Origin of the sequence: Mesobacillus sp. S13, from assembly GCF_020422885.1 — a bacterium.
Lineage (GTDB): Bacteria > Bacillota > Bacilli > Bacillales > Cytobacillaceae > Mesobacillus > Mesobacillus selenatarsenatis_A.
On the sequence record NZ_CP084622.1, the window covers coordinates 2,529,471 to 2,551,006 of the forward strand.

The 21,536-nt window shown below is 42.0% G+C and carries 16 protein-coding genes; 5 read left to right on the forward strand and 11 right to left on the reverse strand.

Annotated elements, in window-relative coordinates:
* Window positions 1–42: 42 nt before the first annotated feature.
* Complete coding sequence (locus tag LGO15_RS12945; RefSeq protein WP_226084990.1) at window positions 43–687, reverse strand: SDR family oxidoreductase; 645 nt, start codon at window positions 685–687, stop codon at window positions 43–45.
* Window positions 688–882: 195 nt separating this feature from the next.
* Here LGO15_RS12945 and LGO15_RS12950 point away from each other — a divergent pair, with 195 nt between their 5' ends.
* Window positions 883–1,074, forward strand: a complete 192-nt coding sequence (locus tag LGO15_RS12950) for a YbxH family protein (protein ID WP_167830822.1) — start codon at window positions 883–885, stop codon at window positions 1,072–1,074.
* Window positions 1,075–1,149: 75 nt separating this feature from the next.
* Here the strand turns inward: LGO15_RS12950 and LGO15_RS12955 are convergent, their stop codons facing one another.
* Window positions 1,150–2,391, reverse strand: a complete 1,242-nt coding sequence (locus tag LGO15_RS12955; protein ID WP_226084991.1) for a dicarboxylate/amino acid:cation symporter — start codon at window positions 2,389–2,391, stop codon at window positions 1,150–1,152.
* 211 nt (window positions 2,392–2,602) lie between these two features.
* Between LGO15_RS12955 and LGO15_RS12960 the strand changes: the two genes are divergently transcribed.
* Window positions 2,603–3,166, forward strand: a complete 564-nt coding sequence (locus LGO15_RS12960) for a class I SAM-dependent methyltransferase (protein WP_226084992.1) — start codon at window positions 2,603–2,605, stop codon at window positions 3,164–3,166.
* 72 nt (window positions 3,167–3,238) lie between these two features.
* A complete protein-coding gene (locus tag LGO15_RS12965; protein WP_226084993.1) occupies window positions 3,239–4,198 on the forward strand; it encodes a nucleoside hydrolase in 960 nt (319 codons plus the stop codon).
* Between the two features lie 52 nt (window positions 4,199–4,250).
* On the opposite strand, the gene LGO15_RS12970 is transcribed toward LGO15_RS12965, so the two are convergent.
* Window positions 4,251–5,471: an MFS transporter gene (locus tag LGO15_RS12970; RefSeq protein WP_226084994.1), complete on the reverse strand. Its 1,221-nt coding sequence runs from the start codon at window positions 5,469–5,471 to the stop codon at window positions 4,251–4,253.
* Window positions 5,472–5,686: 215 nt separating this feature from the next.
* Here LGO15_RS12970 and LGO15_RS12975 point away from each other — a divergent pair, with 215 nt between their 5' ends.
* Window positions 5,687–6,247, forward strand: a complete 561-nt coding sequence (locus LGO15_RS12975) for a flavin reductase family protein (protein WP_226084995.1) — start codon at window positions 5,687–5,689, stop codon at window positions 6,245–6,247.
* Window positions 6,248–6,790: 543 nt separating this feature from the next.
* Here LGO15_RS12975 and LGO15_RS12980 read toward each other — a convergent pair.
* The 5 genes from LGO15_RS12980 to parE form a co-directional block, all read right to left on the reverse strand.
* A complete protein-coding gene (locus LGO15_RS12980) occupies window positions 6,791–7,282 on the reverse strand; it encodes a staygreen family protein (RefSeq protein WP_167830828.1) in 492 nt (163 codons plus the stop codon).
* Between the two features lie 80 nt (window positions 7,283–7,362).
* On the reverse strand, window positions 7,363–8,121 hold the full coding sequence (locus tag LGO15_RS12985) for a hypothetical protein (RefSeq protein WP_167830829.1): 759 nt from the start codon (window positions 8,119–8,121) through the stop codon (window positions 7,363–7,365).
* Window positions 8,122–8,213: 92 nt separating this feature from the next.
* The gene (locus tag LGO15_RS12990) at window positions 8,214–9,647 is read right to left on the reverse strand and encodes an alanine/glycine:cation symporter family protein (RefSeq protein WP_167830830.1); all 1,434 of its coding nucleotides are present in this window, start codon (window positions 9,645–9,647) and stop codon (window positions 8,214–8,216) included.
* Window positions 9,648–9,838: 191 nt separating this feature from the next.
* A complete protein-coding gene (parC, locus tag LGO15_RS12995) occupies window positions 9,839–12,280 on the reverse strand; it encodes a DNA topoisomerase IV subunit A (RefSeq protein ID WP_167830831.1) in 2,442 nt (813 codons plus the stop codon).
* On the reverse strand, window positions 12,277–14,256 hold the full coding sequence (gene parE / locus LGO15_RS13000) for a DNA topoisomerase IV subunit B (protein ID WP_167830832.1): 1,980 nt from the start codon (window positions 14,254–14,256) through the stop codon (window positions 12,277–12,279). The genes parC and parE overlap by 4 nt, the downstream gene beginning before the upstream one ends.
* 629 nt (window positions 14,257–14,885) lie before the next feature.
* On the opposite strand from parE, the gene LGO15_RS13005 reads away from it, so the two are divergent.
* Window positions 14,886–16,280: a S8 family peptidase gene (locus LGO15_RS13005; protein WP_167830833.1), complete on the forward strand. Its 1,395-nt coding sequence runs from the start codon at window positions 14,886–14,888 to the stop codon at window positions 16,278–16,280.
* A gap of 47 nt (window positions 16,281–16,327) precedes the next feature.
* Here the strand turns inward: LGO15_RS13005 and helD are convergent, their stop codons facing one another.
* The 3 genes from helD to LGO15_RS13020 form a co-directional block, all read right to left on the reverse strand.
* Window positions 16,328–18,661 carry an RNA polymerase recycling motor HelD gene (gene helD, locus LGO15_RS13010; protein WP_167830834.1) on the reverse strand — a complete coding sequence of 778 codons (2,334 nt, stop codon included), beginning with the start codon at window positions 18,659–18,661 and terminating at the stop codon, window positions 16,328–16,330.
* A gap of 331 nt (window positions 18,662–18,992) precedes the next feature.
* Complete coding sequence (locus tag LGO15_RS13015; RefSeq protein ID WP_167830835.1) at window positions 18,993–20,126, reverse strand: glycerate kinase; 1,134 nt, start codon at window positions 20,124–20,126, stop codon at window positions 18,993–18,995.
* 120 nt (window positions 20,127–20,246) lie between these two features.
* Window positions 20,247–21,515 (reverse strand): GntP family permease, encoded by a 1,269-nt coding sequence (locus LGO15_RS13020; protein WP_226084996.1) that lies wholly within the window; start codon window positions 21,513–21,515, stop codon window positions 20,247–20,249.
* Window positions 21,516–21,536: the final 21 nt, after the last annotated feature.

Below are 21,536 nucleotides of genomic sequence, written 5' to 3' on the forward strand. Positions count from 1 at the left end.
GAGTTTACCATGCGTTGAGGTAAACTCTCTTTTTGTTTCATATTAAACTTCTTTAATGGCTTCTTCAATTTCAGTATCACCGGAAATTAAGTCGAATGATTTTTTGAATGTATTCTTTTCATTCAGGCAAGCCAAAATGGTTTTTGCTACATCAATTCTTGGGATGCTGCCAGTTTTCAAGTTATCGGCAATTTCAATTTTACCTGTTCCAAGTTCGTTCAATAATCCGCCCGGCCTGATGATGGTGTAGTTCAGGCTGCTCTGGAGCAAAGCCCGATCAGCATAATGCTTTGCGACATAATAAGGTTTGATGACGTCGGCCCAGTTTTCACGGTTGTTTGCCTGGAGGGCACTGACCATGATGAATCGGTCAATTCCAGCCTGTTCTGAAGCTTCTACCGTTTTCACCGCACCGTCCAGATCTACTAAAAGTGTTTTATCAAGACCTGTATGTCCACCTGAGCCTGCTGCGAATACCACCGCCTCGCAGCCTTTTGCTGCAGATACGATATCCTCAACAGAACCTTCGAGGCTTGCAATGACAGTTTCTATTCCTCTTTCCTCAAACTGAGCTGTTTGTTCAGGTTTTCTCAGCATCGCTCTTACTTCATGATCGGTGCTTTCATTAAGCAAATCGACAAGGTGTTTGCCAATCTGGCCATTAGCACCTACGACAAGTACTTTCATCAGATATACCTCCTAAATAAGTATTAAATTAGATCCTATTTATTCAAGGGTTGTTTAAAACCATATGTATATAATCTACCCTTTAATCATGATTGTAAAAGAATTAGCTTTTGAATGAGATAAAAGCTAAAAGAGTGGTATTTTCGCAATTCATTAGGGAATACAAAAGGGATACACTATAGGAGGGATGAAAGAATGGGAGCAATTGAACGAAGCGGTTATGTATTTGAACCAGAATACAGTGTAATCAGTCAGGATGGAGCTATTCATGTTTACCATAAAGGAGAATTTATCGAGGAAATCAAATTTACTTTTAATGGGCAAGGACCGGAGCTTGATCAGATCGAAAAGTTAATTGATGAATATTGTAACACCCATGAAATGTAAGAGAATACATGGCGGTTTTAAACCAGGCATAATGAAACAGCTGCTCTTAAAGAAGAGCAGCTGTTCATTAATTATTTATGCTGTTACATTCTCGTCAATTTCAACTTCTCCTAAGGTTTCACCTTCAGTGCGGGCAACATAGACTGCGCAGGCGGCATCTCCGGTAATATTCACTGCAGTTCTGCACATATCAAGGAGACGATCCACCCCTAGCACTAGAGCGATAGCTTCCACAGGCAGGCCTACAGAAGTTAAAACCATTGACAGCATGATCAATCCCACTCCAGGAACGCCAGCTGTTCCGATACTTGCCAGTGTAGCAGTTAATATGACTGTCAACAGCTGCCCGATTCCAAGATCAGCTCCATAAACCTGGGCAATGAATATAGTCGCAACCCCTTGCATGATTGCCGTTCCATCCATATTGATGGTAGCTCCAAGCGGCTGTACGAAACCACTTACGCTTTTGGAAACTTTGAGATTATTTTGCAGTGTTTTCATTGAAATAGGCAAGGTAGCCGCACTGCTGGATGTGCTGAATGCAACAATCATTGCGGGTGAGAATTCTTTTATAAACTTGATTGGATTCAGTTTTCCAAGTAATGATACCGCCGAACCGTATGTTATGACCATATGGAGCAGTAGGACGAACAATACAACGAACATATATTTGCCCATCGCGGAGATTGCCTCTAACCCCTGGCTGCCAATCGCGGTAGCAATCAAACCGAAAGCGCCATATGGGGCAAATTTCATGACTGCCTGAACCAAATACATCATGACCTCATTTGCCTGTTCGACCAGTTTGATTAGTCCGGATGCTCTTTCGCCAACTCTTGCGATTCCAAATCCAATGATGATGGAAAAAGCGATTACTTGAAGCATCGAGCCCTCGACCATCGCACCAAGAGGATTGGCCGGGATGATATTCAATAATGTTTCAATGACAGGCGGTGCCTCAGCAGCTTCGAAGGTTGCCCCATCCAATTGGAAGGTGCCCGAACCTGGTTGCACCAGCAAGGCAATCCCAATGGCCAATACCAAGGCAATTGCTGTCGTGACTAGAAAGAAAGATATCGTCTTTCCGCCAATTCTGCCAAGTTTCTTAGGATCGCTAATTCCTGCAGTTCCAAGTATCAAAGAAACAATAACAATTGGAACGACAAGCATTTTGATCAAATTGACAAAGATTTTACCAAGGGGAACAAATAAATAACTATTGACTGTTTCGAACACTCCAGGGAAGGCTAAGTTAAAAATAAGACCAACAATGATACCCAAACCCATCCCATAAAGAATCTTGCGAGTCAGCGACATTTTATCTCCTCCTAAAAAGTAAAATAATGAAAATGAAAGCGCTTACTAAAATTATTGATAATTATAAATATTTAGATATATTTAAAGTATGACTATTTTCGAAAGAGATAGCGAAATTTTCCCCTGATATTTTTAAATGCAAATTATAGATAAGAGAGCCATCCATGTATGGTATATTTTTTAATAAGATTTTTGAAGGTAGTGACTGAATATGGACTCAAAAGAAAAGTGGAATCAAAAATATAGTGACAGGCTGACTGATCAGATTCTTCCAGAACCTAATAGAAGGCTGGTAGAGTTGAGTGCCTACCTGAACCAAGGATCAGCAATCGACCTCGCTTCTGGCCTGGGAGGAAATAGTATGTATTTGGCGGAGCGGGGCTATGAAGTGACGGCTATTGATATTTCAGAAGTTGCCATTCAATATGTTAAAGAGCAGGCGGATCATCATAAGCTGAATATCACGGCTGCAGTCGCTGACCTTACCAAAGAAACAACTGCTCTTAGCGGCCATAAATATGATTTAGCCGTAATGACATACTATTTAGACAGATCTTTATTTCTGCTCATAAAGCAAGTTCTTTCTACAGGCGGATATTTGTTTTTTGAAACCTTTTATAAGAATGGCTCAACTGGGAAACAACAAGTCTCTAACCAATACAAACTAAACTCGAATGAACTGCTAAATGAATTCCAAGAATGGAAGATTCTCTTCTTTGAAGAAAATGAGCAGGAAGGGCGACAAACTATTTTTTGCCAAAAAACAACTGAATAAGCGAAACGAATTATATTCAGAATCAAATTGGAATAGATATCATACATGAGGGAAGATCAAAGGGTGGGTGCTATGTATAATATTCTATTGTTTACAGATTCAGGGGTGGATGATTCATTGGCTTTAATGTATGCCTTGCTGCATCCTGAACTTAATGTTGTCGGCGTTGTTACTGGCTACGGAAATATTACGAAGAAGCAAGCGATTAATAATACCGCCTATTTATTGAAGCTGGGAGGTAGAGAGGATATTCCGATCATCGCAGGAGCATCTGGTCCTTTATCCGGTGAGCTGGCTACTTTTTATCCCGAGATTCATGGACCTGAAGGCCTTGGCCCGATCAGGCCCCCAGAAAACCTGGGGGAAGTAAAGGTTTATGATATTAATAAAATTCTTGATATTGTCAAGCAGTACCCCGATAATCTGGTAATCGTCGGAGTGGGAAGGCAAACGGAACTGGCAATCCCATTTATCCTATATGGCGAAGAAGCGTTCAGAACAGTCAGTGCTGTCTATATCATGGGGGGAGCATTCCTAGTTCCAGGCAATGTCACTGCTGAAGCAGAGGCTAATTTTTACGCCGACCCGATTGCCGCGAATCAAGTACTGGAAAAGGCAAGGAATGTTTTCTTGCATCCGTTGAACATCACCAATAAAGCGATCGTTCCACCGACAGTAATCAATTTTCTTGCCGAAAACAGCCAGTCTCCTTTTAAGGATCTGATCAAACCAGTCTATGATTATTACTTCGAAGCTTATAAAAAGAATGTACCTGGCATCCAGGGAGCGCCACTTCATGATGTAATCACCTTAAGTGCTCTGGTGAACAAAAATCTTGTAAAATATCTTCCAAGAAGAGTCACCGTAGAATTATTTGGAAGGGCTAGAGGGAAAAGCATGGCAGACTTCAGGCCAAAACCGGAGCAGGAGCCTGAAGAGGATTTAGACTGGATTGGAATGGAGGCTGACATTCCTGCATTTATAGAGGATTTCACCTCGATATTCATGGGGACAGATACAACTAAAAGCTAGACAAAAAGAACTCCCGCTCAATCGATGCCGGGAGTTCTTTTTAATCGCCAAGCTATATACTATGCTTGATCTCATTAAGTTTATTTTGTTTGCACCCCGAATAAATCATTACCAACATGCTTGTCGTGATTAAGGTACCATGGAAGACCCAAACCATTTTCGCCAGCGACAGAGCTTCCAGCAGGAATGGGGCAAGAACAAAACCAAGTGCAAACCCTAAAGATTTCAAAAGCATGCCAACGCCGAATATTCTTCCTCTAATGCTATTATCCGTTTTTTGGAGAATCGTTGCGTGCAAGGTGGTGAAGCATGCATCAAAAATCCCCGTAAAGAACGCAAACATGAGAACAATCCAAAGATTCATGTTTGATAGAAAAGTAATGAAACCTGTCGACATTAGAATGGCTGCTATAAAATATGTACGATACAAGCTGTTCCCTTGTATAATTTTCATTTTCGGCAAAAGCAGGGTGGCTAACACAGAGCCGATGCCCCAGACACCCCATATCAGCCCGTAAATCAAGCTTTGTTTACTGGAATTAATTGATTCTGCCAGTAAAGGAATACCGAGATTATGGGAGGCACCAGCAAATGACCCAACTAGGAAAACGACATTTACGTACAATAACATCGGTACGGAAAGGATGAAAGAATACACTTCTTTTAGATCTCTGCCAATCTGAGATACTTTCTCCTTGATCCCATTTGAAATCAGTTTTGCTTTGTCCGGCTTAGTAGATTGCCACTTCATTTTGATCAATACTCCTGCTGATATCAGATAAGTTGCAGCATCGATAATCAATGTAACCTGATAACCGAGAAAATCTGTGATTACCCCAGCCCCGATGAACCCAAAAACCAGGCTGATCGATGTCAATCGTGAGATAAGAGCATTTGTTTCCAAAATCTTATCCTGGCCAAAGATTTGCGGGATTTCCGCACTGTAGCTGACAGCAAAAAAGCTGCTCGTCAAGCCAATCAAAAAGCAGACAATCAAGATCATCACTGGATTAGGGAAGGGAATCAAGCTCAGGATGATGATTGCCCTAAAAATATCGGTCCATATCATAATTTTCCTGCGATTAAAACGATCTGCAAGGACGCCTGAAAACAAGCTGGATAAAACTCCGCCCAATGTCCGGAATGCCATGGTAGCAGCAAGCCAGGCAGGACTTCCGGTAGCAATATACATCAATACATTGATTGCAATTAAATCCATAAAGGTCCCAAGGTCAGAAAAGGCTTTTACATAAAGAAAAACTTTGCGGTTCATAGAATCTCCCTTAATCTACAGATAGTATAGTCATTCTGTTTTATTTTAAAGATTTTGAATTTACTTCGCAATACGAAATTTCAGTTTTTTTGCTATAATAGAATATATTTCTAAAAAAGCAGAACTCCATGTAAAAGGGAGGAATTACAGGGAATTAAAACAGCAAAAATGGACAGTTGCCCATGCTCCATAGGCAATTAAAAGGGGGAGACTTCATGCTTCAAGTAATCAATCAAACAGTCATGCATAGTTATCCAGGAATGGTCGCACTTGTTACTGTATGCCATAACGGTGAGAATAATATCATGGCAGCCGGCTGGCATTCCTATATTTCTTATGAGCCGCCAATTTATGGGGTCGCCATAGGCCGTGAGCGCCATACTTATCAGCTGCTGAAATCCGCAGGCAAATTCGCTATTAATTTTCTGCCCTATGAATATTCAAGTCTAATTCAACAGGCAGGTGTCTATTCAGGTTCAAAGGTCAACAAATTTGAAGAGGCGAACATCCGTTTCGATCATGGATCCGCAACCAATTCACCAATACTGCAGGATGCATATATAGCTTACGAATGTGAAGTTATCGATCGCAATAGTTACGGAGATCATGATTGGTTCGTCGCAAACATCGTCCAGTTTTACAGGGATTCAGCTAAATTCCTTGAAAATGGAATGCCGAATTTTAAAGAACTGAATATACCGCTTTATTTAGGACGATCTACATACACCAACGTAAATCAACATAGTGAATTTGTTTCGCATAAGATCGAGGAATAGGAGCAGGATAAAACACGGAAACAGTTAGATGATTGTCGAGCTGATTTTCCGTGTTTGCTTTATAAATTCAGAGGGAGGATGGATCAACATCGGTTCATATAAAAATCTCTTTTTTCTAGTTTACATAACATAAATTCTAGGAAGTTGAATAAATGAATTAAGATGGTGTCTCAATACCTAAGTATACTTAAACTAGTGAGACAGAAACAAAATTTTCGTGATCCTTACATAATTAATTAGAGTTCTGTTTTACTTTATCACTCAATTAAATTAATTTTATTATCATGTTAATTTGTCTCTATACAGTTAGGTTTTATTTAATATCTTTATACTGCTCATTTTGGAAATTATAATTGCTAGCATATATTTTTTCTTGGATTAGTTTACTCAGTCTGTTCAATCTGGCTTATTTCTCTTGGATTCAGTATTAGTCCTACAACTAATAATTTTTACCTATCTCTCAAATTCAATTTAAAATATCTTCCTTAGTTTACATAACATTATTATCTATTCTTCTTTCTTTAATACAACAAAGCACAGGATTCATACCTGTGCTTCTGGCATTGTTTTTTTATTCACTTTATTCAGGTACGTCCTCGGTGTACCGTAATAAGCTATTTGATTAAATTCTGGGTATACTGAGGAAAATTGTACGTAAATCGGCGCATCCAGCAGCCATGGATAATATGTGAAGAAGCTTTTGTCTCCATAAACAATCGCAGTTAATGCTAACTCCAATTCTTTCTTAAATACCATATAACGGATTCTTGACATATTCAGATCGTATTCTCCGTTGCTGATATACACTTTTCCATACAGCAAGTATTCTCCATTGATCGTGATCCAGTCGGCTAATACTTCATCTCGCATTTCATAATTAATGGCCTGGTAATCATAAGCATTACCAATGCTGAGAAATAATTCTCCAGTGATGTCTGAATGAGTTAAAGTATACTTCCTGCCGTCTATAGGTAAAAAAGCAGTTGCAGGAGGAATAAAGGTAACTTTCAATTTTTCTGGCTTGAATTTGCTCACGTCAGAAGGCTCCTTCCCAATAAAAGAATCCTTTTCCGATAGCATATGCCAGACATCAGAAATACGTGACAGATGCCTATTTATTGAGCTTCCAGCTCCTTGACTTCAGCGCTTATTACCTGCCATTTTCCATTCTCATATAACCAGGTTGATTCCAGATTGGCAATTCCATCTGCATTATACGCACCATTAATCCTCTGGCTCCCTTTTAATCCGTAACGATCGTTCTTAAGCTTAATAGGCTTTAATGTTCCGAATGGCAGAACCATAAGTTCCGTTGGCTCATTCAATTTTCCATCCTGATATAGACCAAGCCGTTCATACTCCTCTTTCCTGTTGCTTAAATCAAAGCTGTATGATTGGCCTGTTTCCTCGATTGAAATGGAAGCCTTATAATCATCCTCGAATTGGCTGCTGACTGCCAAAGTCTCTGGAACAGTCAGATCGGTAACCTGAAAATCCTTTAAACTATAAAGATAAAAATTGGACAGACCCCCGCTTCCTCCCGTAGGAACACTGATCAGTATGTCCTTCACGGAATCATGATTCATGTCTTTATAAATAGTGGTTGGGTCATAGCCAGCTTCAAGGTCAATTTTATATATTTCCCCGTCAGAAGCTCTTATTTTCAAGTAAATACGCTTGAGATACTGCGCACCCTCTTCAAAAGGTACACCTTTTACATAAACCAAATCCATTTTCCCATCGCCTGTATTATCAACTTTATCTTCCGAAATCGTCACCGTTTTCTCTTTGGACTCTCCTGCATATGCGCCAGTTAGGGCAGTTAACGACATAAAAAAGAAGGCACTGAATGTTATTAGTAATTCCCTTTTCATTAAGCATCACCCCGTTATAGTTAACATCTCCATATATGGTAAAAAAATGCACAAAAAACCCTTCTGAATTCTTTCAGAAGGGTTGATTTTCATTACTTATTCTTAGATTCTGCAGACTTTCGGTATTCCCAAGATTCAATTCCAGTCAATCCTTCGATTGAGTCAGCATAAAATACTGGGTCTTTCCCTTGTTTTCGCTGTTCCCTGTAATCCTTTAATGCTGCCATCGCAATCTTAGCCAACAAGGTGATGACTATTAGATTGATCAATGCCATGATCCCCATGAAAAGATCTGCTAGATTCCAGACAATGGCTAACTCGGCAATTGAACCGAATAGAACCATTCCAATAACAGCAAGACGGTAAATAAACAAAGCTGTAGGGCTTTCCTTGATGAATTCAATATTCGTTTCACCATAATAGTAATTCCCGATAATGGAGGTGAAGGCAAAGAGGAAAATAGCTCCGCCGACGAATGTTGGTGCCCATGAACCGACATGCGCTGTCAATGCTGCCTGGGTTAATTGTATTCCGTCTAAATCTGGGTTGGTATATTCACCAGACATAATGATGATGAAGGCTGTTGCCGTACAAATCAGTAAAGTATCCGTAAATACGCCTAATGTTTGGATGAGACCTTGCTTTACTGGGTGTGTAACTGCAGCTGTAGCCGCTGCATTTGGTGCACTACCCATTCCAGCCTCATTGGAGAATAACCCTCGTTTGATTCCCATCATCACCGCTGCTCCCATTCCTCCGCCAACCACTTCCTGTAAGCCAAAAGCGTTCTTGACGATTAGTGAGAGCATAGCAGGTATTTCACTGAAGTTCATGATTACAATGAACATAGCAAGAATCAAATAGATGACCGCCATGATTGGCACGATGATTTGTGAAACAAAAGCAATCCTTTTGATGCCCCCGAAAATGACTGCTGCAGTCATAACTGCCAAAATGATTCCCATCCATAAGCGATCGAATCCAAATGCCTGGTCAAATGCAAGGGAAATCGTATTGGATTGAACAGAACTAAAAACCAAACCAAACGTGAAAACAATGATGATCGCAAATAAAATCCCCAGCCATCTCTTATTTAAACCGCGTTCCATATAATAAGCTGGTCCGCCACGATATTCAGCCTCGTCGGTATCCTTGACCTTATAGATTTGAGCAAGAGTACTTTCGATGAAGCTTGAAGCTGCACCTACAAGGGCAATGATCCACATCCAAAATATAGCCCCCGGTCCCCCTGCAGACACGGCTGTCGCCACACCAGCGAGGTTTCCTGTTCCTACCCTTGAAGCTAGGCTGACAGTAAATGCCTGAAATGAAGACCTGCCTCTTTTTCCCTCAGATGAAACGGTAGCTGGGTCTTTAAGTACCCTAATCATTTCAGGAAAGAATTTAAACTGGACAAACCTGGTCCTGAAAGTAAAATATGTACCGAGCACAACTAGTACAGCTATTAAGATATAGCTCCACATATAGTTGTTTAGTTCCGATATGATGTTGTTAAGGATCTCCATATTAAACTCCTTTTCATTTTCTCGCAAAGCTATTTACATATAGTTTTTAATGTACCAAAAATGCTGTCCAAGCACAATGGCACTAAACTTCCATTTCAAGCTTTGCACTTTAAGTCATCTAATTATTTACCCTGGTTTTAATAATGAAAACAAAAAAACACAGGAATGACCCTGTGTTTTTAAGTAATCTTTTATTTGTTTTCTGTTTCTTTCACTTCTTCGCTTTTCCAAATAGCTGTTAGCTTGCCAGTTTCGCTCTCGTCCACAAGGAAAGAGCCATTTGAATAACGATCATTGAATCTTAATTCTAAAGCCTTCAAGGATACAATTTGCTGTTTTTCTGTTTGGAAGAATACTTCATCCTCATCTCTGACAGCTTCCACTCCAATAATGCGGTGTGGATTTGCTTTCAGCTCCCGAAGCATTACAACACCGCGTTTCGCCCGCGAGGTTTTCTCGAACTCTGATAGCTTCATTTTCTTAACGGCACCGCGCTGTGTAGCGATGACGATGGAGTGACTTTGATTGTTGTCAATCATTTTCCCGCCGACAACATAATCTCCGTCCTTCAGGTTCATCCCTTTCACTCCAGCAGCCCTGATTCCGATCGGACTGATTTCTTCTTCACTGAACCATAGGGCGTAGCCTAGGTTCGAGGCAAGGAATAGATCATTCTCACCATTGGTTACATGCACATCGATCACTTTGTCGTCACCCTTGACATTGATCGCAGTCAGCGGCTTCGAATAGCGCTGGGCTTTGTAAAGGCTTAATTCTGATTTTTTCACCATGCCATTCTTGGTCACAAATACAAAGAATGCGTTTTGTTCGAAATCTGTGACAGGAACAGCTTTTATGATTTCTTCATCACGATCCAGCGGTACAAGATTTGCTACATGCTGGCCAAGGTCTTTCCAGCGGATGTCAGGCAGTTCATGGACCGGCAAGTATAGATAGCTGCCTTTATTCGTGAACAAGAGCAAGACATCCTTTGTATTCATATTCAACTGTGACAGTAGCCTGTCGGTATCCTTCATGGCAAAATCCTGCCCATTGGACGCGGCATATGATCTTTGGCTGGTTCGCTTAACGTAACCGTCCTTCGTCACAGTAACAATGACATCCTCACTAGCAATGAGAACTTCAAGATTGATTTTGATTTCCTCAATCTCATCCTGGATTTTTGTTCGGCGCTCATCTGAGAAGCGCTTTCTGACATCCTTCAGTTCTTTCTTGATTACGGATAGAAGCTTTTTCTCACTGCCAAGAATTGCGGTAAGCTCTTCTACCTTCTTGGCAAGCTCCTCTGCCTCGGCTTGAAGGGCAGTGATGTCGGTGTTAGTCAGGCGGTATAATTGCAAGGATACGATCGCTTCTGCCTGGACCTCGGTGAATTCGAATTTTTTAATCAAATTATCTTTGGCGTCACGTTTATCCTTGGATGCACGGATCGTTGTGATGACCTGATCCAGTATTGATAAAGCTTTAATGAGCCCTTCAACGATATGCTGTCGGTCACGCGCCTTTTGAAGATCATATTGGGAACGTTTTGTAACAACATCCTTCTGATGGTCAATGTAAGCATCAAGCAGCTCGGCAAGTCCCATTAATACAGGCCTTTTCTTGTTGATCGCCACCATATTGAAGTTATAAGTGATCTGCAAATCGCTATTTTTATATAGGTAATTCAATACACCATTTGCGTCCGCATCTTTTTTTAATTCAATCACGACACGCAGACCGGTGCGGTCAGTCTCATCACGCACTTCTGCTATGCCTTCCACTTTTCGGTCAAGTCGGAATTCATCGATCCGTTTAACAAGATTGGCTTTATTGATCTCATATGGGATTTCTGTAATGACAATCTGCTGCTTGCCGCCACGGATATCTTCAATCTCAGCTTTGCCGCGAACGATGATCTTTCCTTTTCCGGTTTTGTATGCCTTTGCAATGCCTTCGATGCCCTGGATGATTCCCCCTGTAGGAAAATCAGGACCCTTAATGACTTCCATCAAATCTTCAATCGTGCAAGCAGGGTTGTCCATCCTCATGATAACCCCATCAATCACTTCCGATAAATTATGGGGCGGTATATCCGTCGCATAACCCGCTGAAATACCTGTTGAACCATTGACCAGCAAGTTAGGGAACATCGCTGGAAGCACGGTTGGCTCGCTGGACGTATCATCAAAGTTTGGAATGAATTCCACCGTTCTTTTTTCAATATCCCTTAGCAGCTCACCGGCAATGGCCGATAATCTCGCTTCGGTATAACGCATTGCGGCTGGGGGGTCACCGTCGATACTTCCGTTATTTCCATGCATTTCGACCAGATAGTTCCGCACTTTCCAATCCTGGCTCATCCGCACCATCGCTTCATAAACAGAAGAATCACCATGCGGGTGGTAGTTACCAATTACGTTACCAACAGTCTTCGCAGATTTACGGAAGCCTTTTTCACTTGTATTGCCTTCCACGTGCATAGCATACAAAATTCGGCGTTGGACAGGCTTAAGCCCATCCCTGGCATCAGGAAGTGCACGTTCCTGAATAATATACTTACTATAGCGGCCAAAACGGTCGCCTAAAACGTCTTCTAAAGGGAGGTCGCGAAACTTTTCGACTGAACTCATTCGCCTGCTGCCTCCTCTGCAACTGAGATATTTTCATTTTCAAGGATGTTTCCATCTTCCTCAAGTCCGAATGCCACATTGGATTCGATCCATTTCCTGCGTGGTTCTACCTTATCACCCATAAGTGTCGTCACTCTGCGTTCTGCTCTTGCTGCATCGTCAATTCGTACGCGGATTAATGTCCTGGTTTCAGGATCCATGGTCGTTTCCCATAACTGGTCTGCGTTCATTTCCCCGAGACCCTTATAACGCTGGATGATATAGCCTTTGCCGACCTTCTTCATCGCATCCTTCAGCTCTTCGTCGCTCCAGGCATATTCGATGATTTCTTTCTTGCCGGTACCCTTGCTGACCTTATATAAAGGCGGCAGTGCTATGAATACCTTTCCGGCTTCAATCAGTGGCTTCATATAACGATAAAAGAACGTTAATAACAGCACCTGGATATGAGCTCCGTCCGTATCAGCATCCGTCATGATGACAATTTTGTCATAGTTGATGTCTTCTACATTGAAGTCAGACCCTACACCCGCTCCAATCGCATGGATGATCGTATTGATTTCTTCGTTCTTGAAGATGTCCTGCAGCTTTGCTTTTTCTGTGTTGATCACTTTACCGCGGAGTGGGAGCACCGCCTGGAACTTTCTGTCACGACCTTGCTTGGCAGATCCGCCAGCAGAGTCACCCTCTACTAAGTAAAGTTCATTTTTGGCAGGATTCTTGGACTGAGCTGGAGTCAATTTACCAGATAGTATGGCATCTGATCTCTTTCGCTTCTTCCCGCTTCTTGCATCCTCACGTGCTCTGCGTGCAGCTTCTCGAGCCTGGTAGGCCTTGATGGACTTCTTGATCAGCAATGTACTGATATCCGGATTCTCCTCAAGAAAATAAGAAAGATGCTCTGAAACGACAGAGTCGACAGCAGATCTTGCCTCACTCGTTCCAAGCTTACCCTTTGTCTGGCCTTCAAATTGAAGCAGCTCTTCAGGAATACGCACAGAGACAATGCCTGCTAATCCTTCCCGGATATCTGCTCCTTCAAGGTTTTTGTCTTTTTCCTTAAGCAATCCAACCTTACGGGCATATTCATTGAATACCCTGGTCATAGCTGTTTTGGAACCAGCTTCATGTGTTCCGCCATCTTTTGTTCGGACATTGTTTACGAATGAAAGTACATTCTCTGAGTACCCATCATTAAATTGAAAAGCAAACTCAACTTCTATTTGGCTGTTGTCCCCCTCGAAACTGACAACAGGATGAAGCACATCTTTTTCTTCGTTCAAATATTCAACGAAAGCCTGAATTCCTGTTTCGAAATGGAAGACATCCTTAACATCATTGCGTTCATCGACCAACTCTATTTTTAACCCTTTTAACAAAAAGGCAGACTCTCTAAGGCGTTCCGAAAGGGTATCATAGTTATAAGTTAATGTAGAAAATATTTCAGGGTCTGGTTTAAAGTGGATGGTTGTTCCTGTTTGGTTTGTTTTTCCGATCTTTTCAAGTGTAGTCACTGGCTTGCCGCCATTCTCAAAACGCTGTTCATAGACAAAGCCATCACGTTTTATGGTGACAACCAGCCATTCTGATAATGCGTTAACAACGGAAGCACCTACACCATGCAATCCACCGCTCGTTTTATATCCGCCCTGTCCAAATTTACCCCCTGCATGCAGGACAGTAAGGATTACCTCTGGAGTCGGTTTGCCAAGCTTATGCATACCTGTAGGCATACCTCGGCCTTTATCCTGGACGCTGACGGAATTATCTTTATGGATTTTGACGATGATCTGATTACCGTAGCCGCCGAGTGCTTCGTCTACCGAGTTATCTACGATCTCATAAACGAGGTGATGAAGTCCTCTTGTATCTGTGCTGCCGATATACATACCCGGCCTTTTGCGCACCGCTTCAAGGCCTTCAAGTACCTGTATGGCATCATCATTATAATCAAAAGCTTGCTGATTTCTTGCCACGAACATACCCCTTTCATTTCTTGCAAACAACATTGACGGTTTTTATGTATAGTGTCAATGAATTCGTTAAGTATTCATTTTTTTGATAAAGGCTTCTATATTTGCTATTGTTTTTCGTTCCAGGTGCTTCGCTTTCCGCGGGAAGTCCGGGAGCCTCCTCGGCGTTTTTAGCGCCTGTGGGGTCTTCCGTGACTTTCTCATCCCGCAGGACATTGATTGGCTTCCTCGAATATTCCCACGCACGATGGAAATGCGTTAGCATTTTCGGAGGAGTCTTCGCGCCTTCCACTATAAACAAAAAATTTAGTAAAACAGCCTTTCATCTCGATCAGAACAGTTGTTCTCTTATTTATTTTACCATAAGAATGGCGTCTATGCTTAATTGTAGCGATTAATTGGAATTTGGCAAACGGATTTCAAGAATTAATTGGAATTTTGTCATAAAAAATCAGTTTTTTGGATACTTATGTGAAGGTTTTATGTCGTCCTGGATGCTGTTTAAATTATGATTCTCACCCGCCATACTTGCAATACCCGCTCCTGAATCAAACTCCCAGCGATTTCCGCCGTTATTTTTTCGAGATGTACTGCAACATAAGAACAAATTCTTTTTATGGAGGACATTCAATATGAGAAGCACGAAGGTGTTCTTTCTTGGAACAGCACTGCTCCTTCTTCTTGCTGTTACTGCCGGCGGTGTATTCAGAAGTGACACTGATGAAAATAGACAGGGGCAACAAATTCAGTCAGCAGGACAACCAATCATGCTCGAACGGTCCATGGCAAAGATAAACAATGTAAAGATGGGTGAGAAAATCAAGACACAACTTGATACCCAAGATGAAATCACATTAATCTTTCATAATAAAAAAAACACAAGTCATTATTATGACCATGAAGCCACAGTAGACTTTGCTAGTGAACCAAGCGCGGAAGAAATAGATGAAATAACCCGGGATATCAAGGGCTGGGTCATCAAGCATCTGAATTCAATCTATATTTTTAGATCGACTGCGATGGAAACGCCTGAAATGATTCAATATTTTAGTCAGAGACAAAATATTGAGTATGTTGAACCAAATTTTATCTTGATGCAAAATGAAGTGAGTGGACCTAATGACCTTCTTTACCAGGAGAACTATCAATGGAATTTACCGGTGATCGGGACGGAACAAGGATGGAACGTGACCCGTGGAAATGAAGAAATCCAAATAGCGATTGTTGATACGGGAGTTGATTTGAATCATCCTGATTTAAGAAACCGACTTGTTAAGGGCTACAATGTGATTGATGATAAATCTGAGCCGGATGATGACAATGGACATGGAACCCATGTAGCCGGAATTATTGCTTCAGAAACCAATAATAATGAAGGAGTAGCCGGAATGACATGGTACAGTAAAATCATGCCGGTAAAAGCAATGGGGGCAAAAGGGTATGGTACCACCTTTGACATTTCAAAAGGGATTGTCTGGGCTGTTGATCATGGGGCCGATGTGATTAACCTTAGTCTTGGCAATTATCAGCCTTCAAAAGTTCTTGAAGAAGCTGTCCGTTATGCTTATGAGAATAATGTGGTCATGGTTTCTGCAGCCGGCAATGACTCATCAAACCAGCCTACCTACCCTTCTGCCTATCCAGAAGTCATAAGTGTTGCTGCGGTAGATTATAATGGAAACCGGGCAAGCTTTTCTAACTATGGGGATTATATTGATATTGCCGCACCAGGAGTTTATATCCCCAGCACCTACTTTAATGAACAGTATGCAGCCCTCTCAGGGACGTCCATGGCAGCTCCACATGTCGCCGGCCTTGCAGCGCTTATAAAATCTGCTAACCCTGGATTAACAAGCTCTCAAGTCATCAGGATCATCAAAAATTCTGCGATCGATCTTGGGGAGCAAGGAAAAGATGTTCAGTTTGGAAATGGCTTGATTGATGTGAATTCAGCACTGCAGGAAGCAAATAAAGAGACGCCAAGCATCAACAAAAGAGAGAAGTCTTTATTTGAATGGTTAAGGTAAACCATTACCATGTAACAAGCCGCCCTTAATTGGACGGCTTGTAGCTTTTATACCAGATTGTATAGCTGTTCATCAACTTCTTCGATAAGCGGACTAAGTTCTTCTTTAGAAAGGATATATAATTCATGCATTGCCCTTGTACAGGCAGTATATAACAATTTCCTTTCCTCAGTCCTTGTATAGACAGATGAATCATAAATGACCACCGCGTCGAACTCGATTCCTTTTGCCAGGTATGTCGGCACCACATTCACTCCATTTTCAAACGTCATGGTGCCTTTTTCGATCAGCCTCGCGTCAACTACTTTTTTGACACCCTCGAAAGCAGCCTTACTCTCCTTTGCTGTTTTACAAATAACCGCGATATTTTTATGCCCCGACCTTTGAAGCTCCGAAATCAAATCATTCACTTTAAGAATATGGTCCCTGCTTTCGAGGCTTTGGAAGATAACCGGCTTTGGTCCGGTCCGATTAAAAGGTTCAATCATTTCTCCACCTTCGATTAGCTGGCGGGTAAATTCTACGATTTGCTTTGTCGACCTGTAAGTCCTTGTTAGGCTGTAAAGTTCCATTTTTCCAAAATCAAGTGCTGAATCCGCCAGAATCGTCTGGGCCCCGGTAGGCCCCGAATAAATTGCCTGGTTTATATCTCCGAGCAGTGTCATCTTACTATAAGGGAACAGCATCTTTATATAAGCAAACTGAAATGGAGTATAGTCCTGGGCTTCATCAACGAAAACATGCCGAATCGATGTGTTCGATTTCCTGCCTTCTATTAAATCCTGAAGATAAAGAAAAGGAGTTGCATCTTCATAGGCAATAAATCTATTTTCCAAGTTGCTTATGGACTGTTCACAGATGGCACTCCAATTTTCCGGTAACGGTAAAGGTTCAGCCATAAGATGGCCTTCCTTAAAGAAATCCATGAAAATGGCTCTTTTATTTATGAATTTTAATTTTTTCACGGCATTGAATAGTGGTTTGAAGCGTCTTTTGACTACCATTTCAGATAGCCATTTCTGCTCTCGATCAAGATCATGGAAGGTATCCTCTGCTTCGCCTTGTTTTTGTTGACTGGTTTTGAATGCCTCTAGATAATCTTCCTTTTCAAGAAATTGAATCTCCTTCTCCACCCATTCCTGTGACAATTCCGCTTTTGCTTTTCTCTTAAGCTCTTTTAAAAGCCATTCCTTAACAAGCTGAACTCTATTTGGAATTGAAATACTCTGATCGAGCGAATCATAATATGCGGCGATTTCTTTCTTTGAGATGATGGCGCGTTTATTAATGCCTAAACTTTTAAAGACTAGCGTTTCGCCAGCCAGTTTCTTAGCGTATTGATCCAGTAGGTCTTTAAATGCCAAACTTGCTTTAAATCGGATACTTTCAATCCTATCAAAATAGTTTTTGTTTTTTTCGGCTTCAAGCATGAACTCCATTTGTTCAAAAGGGTCTTCCAGTTCATATTCGCTGCCGAAACGCGTTGAAAGATATTCCTGGAAGGTGGCCTGCTGCATATTTTCCTCACCAAGCTCAGGCAATACTGTAGCAACATAGCTATTGAACAGCGGATTAGGTGAGAATAGCATGATATTTTCCGATGTGATGATATTCCTGTACTTATATAGCAGGTAGGCGACACGCTGCATAGCAGCAGAAGTCTTTCCGCTTCCAGCCACACCCTGAACAACAATAAGACTGCTTGAGTCATTGCGGATAATCTGGTTCTGTTCCTTCTGGATCGTAGCCACAATCGTTTTCATCTGGGTATCGGCATTATTGCCAAGGACTTCCTGAAGCATTTCGTCTCCTATTGTAACCCCGGTTTCAAACATTGCTGAGATTTTTCCGCCTTTAATGACGAACTGTCGTTTTAGTTCCATTGTACCTTCAATGAGATCTGTTTCAGTTTTATATTTCGCAGGTCCGGGGGAGTAATCATAGTAAAGACCGGAAATAGGTGCTCTCCAATCATAAATCAAGAAGTTTTCTTCTTGTTCATCCATTAGAGTGGCGATGCCTAAGTATATTTGCTCCGCTTTGTCTTCACCGTCTTCTTTAAAATCGACTCTGCCAAAGTAAGGAGAAAACCTGAGGCGAGACAAAGTCTGCAGCTGCTTGATCATTTGAGATTGAGTCCGTTCACGCTCTGATAAAAGAGCAGCCTGCTGCTTGATGCTAGTAAAAGTTTCCGCTACATCATCAGCTTCATCAAAGTTAACCGTAACATCTTCCCAAAAGGTTTTTCGGATTTGAAGAGCATCAGAGCCGACATCACTTGAACTCTCATTCCACTTCGCTGCTTTCTTATCAATTTCCTCAATGATGACTTCAACTCGTTCTTGTTCCATTACCAAGTCTTTCAGTTGCTTTTCTTCCATTTAAATCACTCCAGACTCAACGCTCTAATACTTGACTGCCACCTTGTTTTGTGGTATTGTTATACTAGAATTATTGTGTATTCATTGATAAGCTAAATAAGTACCAACTGTCATTTTACTATGTACATATTTTTATTACAAATCTCTTTTCCCGAAGTCACCTTGTATGGTGCTTTTTTATTTTTCACATAGTACTTTAATTATATTTATTCGATTTCCAACCTTTTTAAACATAAAAAACCGCGTTGCTGTATTTCAGCCCGCGGTTTTTTCATGAATCTGATCAAAATAGATATTTATTCCTATTACTGTTGCTCTTTCCGAGTTCTCGTCATCTGCTAAGTTTTATGATGGTTGCGATATTTGCTGCGATTTTTTCTGCAAATGTGTGAGCGTTTTTAAAGGCATCTTCAAGCGATACAACACCTGGAACTATGCTGAATACGGCATCAATTCCATACTCGTGGACAACTTCACTGTCAGCACCTACATTGCCCGCAATCGCAATGACCGGGACATTGTGTCGTTTAGCTGTTTTGGCAACGCCTATAGGAGTCTTTCCGAAAATCGTCTGACCATCAATCTTTCCTTCTCCGGTTATAACAAAGTCGGCATCTAGGATATGGCTTTCTAGTTGAGCAGCCTCAATCACGATGTCAACACCTCTTTTTAACTCCGCCGACAGAAACGCCATTAATCCGCCACCAAGCCCACCTGCTGCGCCGGCACCTGGAACTTTCTCGATGTCCTTGCCGATGTCCTTCCAAATGATCTGGGCAAAATGGTGAAGGTTGTGATCCAGTAATTCAACCATTTCTTGCGTTGCTCCCTTTTGAGGTCCAAAAACATGTGATGCACCTCTTTTGCCCGTTAAGGGATTATCCACATCACAAGCAACTTCAATCTTCACTGTTTCCAGCCGTTTATCCAACCCAGCCATGTTCACTGCAGCAAGAGAACCTAAGGCTCCTCCGCCCTCGCCGATTTCTTTTCCATTTGAATCAAGCAGCAAGATACCAAGGGCCTTAGCCATACCCGCTCCTCCATCATTAGTGGCACTTCCGCCTATCCCAATAATGATATGCTCGACACCATAGTCAAGAGCGGTAGCAATCAATTCACCTGTACCCCGAGTAGTCGTTTCCAGAGGGTTTCTGTTACATGAAGGTACAAGATGAAGTCCTGAAGCAGCAGCCATCTCTATGACAGCTGTCTTTTCATCACCTGAAATTCCGAAAAAGGCTTCAACCGGAGCGCCTAGTGGGCCTGTCACTGTTTTGGTGACCAGTTTTCCGCCTGTGGCATCAACAAGGGATTGGACCGTTCCTTCGCCTCCGTCTGCCATAGGTACCTTTACGAAACTTGCTCCAGGGAGGATCTTTTTCATGCCACTCTCGATTGCTAAAGCAGCCTCGAGCGCTGTAAGGCTCTCTTTAAAAGAATCAGGTGCAATTACAATTTTCATGCTCGTTTCTCCTCTCATTGAATACTACAGTATCCATACGCTGAAATGAAAGGTCTGGACTTTACAAGAAAAATCCAGACCATTTTTAAAAATCTAGGTACTATATACCAAAGCTTTTATCTATCCGAAAAACTTGAAGATCCCAAAGATTAGTGTCGAAACCATTGCGAGTGTTAAACCGACTGCTGTTTCATAAGGTATCAATTTTAAACGTTCTTTAATCTCCATGTTGACACTTCCTCCAGTTGCGTGGAAGAAGCTTCCGTGTGGAAGATGGTCAAGGACTGTGGCACCCGCGTGTACCATGGCTGCACCCGCTAGTGCGGTGACACCCATTTCCAATATGGTTGAACCGAAAACCTGCGAAGCAACTGCGGTCCCTGCTGTTGTAGAAGCAGTAGCCGCTGACATGAAAATACCAGATGCAGGTGCAAGGACGAAGGCTGGAAGACCAAGCGCATCCAGGCTGTTAATTAAGACATCCTTCAACCCTGAATTGGCGATGATTCCCGCGAGTGTTCCTGTACCAAGGAGCATGATTGCTACTCCGGACATTTTATTTAATCCAGCGATTGCATAGTCATTGATTTGCCTGATCCTGCCCATCGCAAGCGCTCCTGCGATTCCTCCAGCTGGCAGGGCGATCATTGGGTCGATGTTTATATCGAATAATGGTCGCAGGGCCAGCAAAATGATGGTAACTAATGGGGCCACGATTGCCGGGACTACTAATGGGTGCTTACCTTTATCCGTTGTTTCACTTTCTTGAGCTGTTACCATCGAACCTTTATTCACTAGCTTCTTAGCTAAAATATACGTAACGGTCAATCCGAAAATAGCTGGAATGATTCCCGCAGCCATTACTGATGTCAATGGGATTTGGAACGCATCCGCTGCAGCTATTGCATTTGGGTTCGGTGACATGATATTCCCAGCCTTGCCGCCGCCAATCATTGCAAGCAGGATCGCTGTTTTGGAAATACCCGCTTTATTGGCGATTGCCAACGCGATTGGCGCAACAGTGATGACAGCAACATCGACAAATACGCCAACAGTAGTAAGGATCATTGTCGCGATTGCCAGTGCAAGTAACGCACGTGTTTCCCCGACCTTCTTAACGATTGTTTCGGCGATTACTGCAGCAGCACCTGATTCAATTAGGACGCCTGCCAGCACACCGGCAGCGAGAATCCTTAATACTGCAGGAATGATTCCCTTTGCCCCTTCCATCATCAAGGCAACGGTGTTCGTGACATCAACTCCGCCTACAAGTCCCCCGATCAGGGCACCTGCAATCATTCCATATGCTGGTGAAACTTTCTTTAAAATAAGGAAAATAGCTACTACTAGTGCTACAATTGCGCCGAAAGCGCTTACTTGAATATCCACGGTGATACCTCCTAAGAACTT

Excerpts from the sequence above, each read along its gene's own strand:
- LGO15_RS12945 (WP_226084990.1), bottom strand. The coding sequence starts at position 687 with ATGAAAGTACTTGTCGTAGGTGCTAATGGCCAGATTGGCAAACACCTT.
- LGO15_RS12950 (WP_167830822.1), top strand. The coding sequence starts at position 883 with ATGGGAGCAATTGAACGAAGCGGTTATGTATTTGAACCAGAATACAGT.
- LGO15_RS12955 (WP_226084991.1), bottom strand. The coding sequence starts at position 2,391 with ATGTCGCTGACTCGCAAGATTCTTTATGGGATGGGTTTGGGTATCATT.
- LGO15_RS12960 (WP_226084992.1), top strand. The coding sequence starts at position 2,603 with ATGGACTCAAAAGAAAAGTGGAATCAAAAATATAGTGACAGGCTGACT.
- LGO15_RS12965 (WP_226084993.1), top strand. The coding sequence starts at position 3,239 with ATGTATAATATTCTATTGTTTACAGATTCAGGGGTGGATGATTCATTG.
- LGO15_RS12970 (WP_226084994.1), bottom strand. The coding sequence starts at position 5,471 with ATGAACCGCAAAGTTTTTCTTTATGTAAAAGCCTTTTCTGACCTTGGG.
- LGO15_RS12975 (WP_226084995.1), top strand. The coding sequence starts at position 5,687 with ATGCTTCAAGTAATCAATCAAACAGTCATGCATAGTTATCCAGGAATG.
- LGO15_RS12985 (WP_167830829.1), bottom strand. The coding sequence starts at position 8,121 with ATGAAAAGGGAATTACTAATAACATTCAGTGCCTTCTTTTTTATGTCG.
- LGO15_RS12990 (WP_167830830.1), bottom strand. The coding sequence starts at position 9,647 with ATGGAGATCCTTAACAACATCATATCGGAACTAAACAACTATATGTGG.
- parC (WP_167830831.1), bottom strand. The coding sequence starts at position 12,280 with ATGAGTTCAGTCGAAAAGTTTCGCGACCTCCCTTTAGAAGACGTTTTA.
- LGO15_RS13005 (WP_167830833.1), top strand. The coding sequence starts at position 14,886 with ATGAGAAGCACGAAGGTGTTCTTTCTTGGAACAGCACTGCTCCTTCTT.
- helD (WP_167830834.1), bottom strand. The coding sequence starts at position 18,661 with ATGGAAGAAAAGCAACTGAAAGACTTGGTAATGGAACAAGAACGAGTT.
- LGO15_RS13015 (WP_167830835.1), bottom strand. The coding sequence starts at position 20,126 with ATGAAAATTGTAATTGCACCTGATTCTTTTAAAGAGAGCCTTACAGCG.